At 61.8% G+C, this 1,727-nt stretch carries 2 protein-coding genes; both read right to left on the bottom strand.

Going from position 1 to position 1,727, the window contains the following annotated elements:
- Positions 1-39 precede the first annotated feature (39 nt).
- Complete coding sequence (locus tag ACR0D6_RS22520) at positions 40-969, bottom strand: electron transfer flavoprotein subunit alpha/FixB family protein (protein WP_170653212.1); 930 nt, start codon at positions 967-969, stop codon at positions 40-42.
- Positions 969-1,727, bottom strand: coding sequence for an electron transfer flavoprotein subunit beta/FixA family protein (locus tag ACR0D6_RS22515; protein ID WP_170653210.1), 759 nt, complete (start codon positions 1,725-1,727; stop codon positions 969-971). The genes ACR0D6_RS22520 and ACR0D6_RS22515 overlap by 1 nt, the downstream gene beginning before the upstream one ends.

Genomic DNA, 1,727 nt, shown 5'->3' with positions numbered 1-1,727 from the left:
GCCTTGCAGGATTTTTCGTCGAAAAATCTCTGTTCCAACTCAACCGAGTTTTTCGGTGAGTTCCGGGACTGCAGCGAACAGGTCTGCGACCAGTCCGAAGTCTGCGACCTGAAAGATCGGCGCTTCTTCGTCCTTGTTGATCGCCACGATGACCTTGGAGTCCTTCATGCCCGCCAGGTGCTGGATCGCGCCCGAGATGCCGACGGCGACATAGAGGTCCGGGGCAACAACCTTGCCGGTCTGACCCACCTGCCAGTCGTTCGGCGCGTAGCCCGAGTCGACCGCCGCGCGCGAAGCGCCAACAGCCGCGCCCAGTTTGTCGGCCAGACCCTCGATCAGTTTGAAGTCCTCTTCCGAACCGACACCGCGGCCACCCGAGACGACAACGCCAGCCGAGGTCAGTTCCGGACGATCGCTTTCAGCAACCTTGTCCTCGACCCACGACGACAGACCCGGGTTTTCACCAACCGAGATGGTCTCGACCGGGGCCGAACCGCCTTCGCCCGCCGCGTCAAAGCTGGCGGTCCGCAGGGTGACAACCTTCTTGGCGTCGTTCGATTTCACGGTCTGGATCGCGTTGCCCGCATAGATCGGACGCTCGAAGGTCGAGCCGTCAACAACGCCGGATGCATCCGAGATCACCATCACGTCCAGAAGTGCTGCCACGCGCGGCATCACGTTCTTGGCGTCGGTGGTTGCGGGTGCCACGATGTGCTCGTACCCGTCGGCCAGACCCACGATCAGCGCAGCGGTCGATTCCGCCAGGCGGTGGCCCAGCGAGGCATCTTCGGCAACCAGAACCTTGGACACGCCGTCGATCTTGGCGGCGGCCTCACCGGCAGCAGCGGCGGAACCGCCTGCAGCCAGAACGGTCACATCACCCAGAACTTTCGCGGCATTGACGGCCTTGGCGGTGGCGTCCAGCGCCAGCTCACCATTGTTGACTTCGGCAAGAAGAAGTACAGCCATTACACAGCCCCCGCTTCTTTGAGTTTCGAAACCAGTTCGTCGACCGAACCCACGATGATGCCAGCGGCACGTGCCGGCGGCTCTTCGGTCTTGACGACCTCGAGGCGCGGCGTGACGTCGACGCCGTAATCGGCGGCGGTTTTCTCATCCAGCGGCTTTTTCTTCGCCTTCATGATGTTGGGCAGCGACGCATAGCGCGGCTCGTTCAGGCGCAGGTCAACGGTCACGATGGTCGGCATCTTGACGCTGATGGTCTGCAGGCCGCCATCAACCTCGCGGGTGATCTTGGCGCTGTCACCTTCGATGTCCAGCTCGGACGCAAAGGTGCCCTGGCTCCAGCCCAGCAGGGCCGACAGCATCTGGCCGGTGGCGTTCATGTCGTTGTCGATCGCCTGCTTGCCCGCCAGAACGATGCCGGGCTGCTCTTCCTCGACCACTTTGGCCAGGATCTTGGCAACGGCCAGCGGCTCGATGTCCTGATGGACGTCATCGGCAGCCACAACCAGAATGGCGCGGTCGGCACCCATGGCCAGCGCGGTCCGCAGGGTTTCCTGCGACTGCTTCACACCGATCGAAACGGCAACGACTTCGTCAGCCTTGCCCGCTTCTTTCAGGCGGATCGCCTCTTCCACCGCAATCTCGTCGAATGGGTTCATCGACATTTTGACATTGGCGAGATCAACACCGCTACCGTCCGCTTTAACGCGGACCTTCACATTATAGTCAATCACGCGTTTGACAGGCACGAGTACCTTCAT

The sequence above is a fragment of the Ruegeria sp. BJ6 genome (assembly GCF_056537885.1).
Note: the sequence above shows the minus strand (reverse complement) of the source record. Positions and strands in the feature narration are given on the sequence as shown.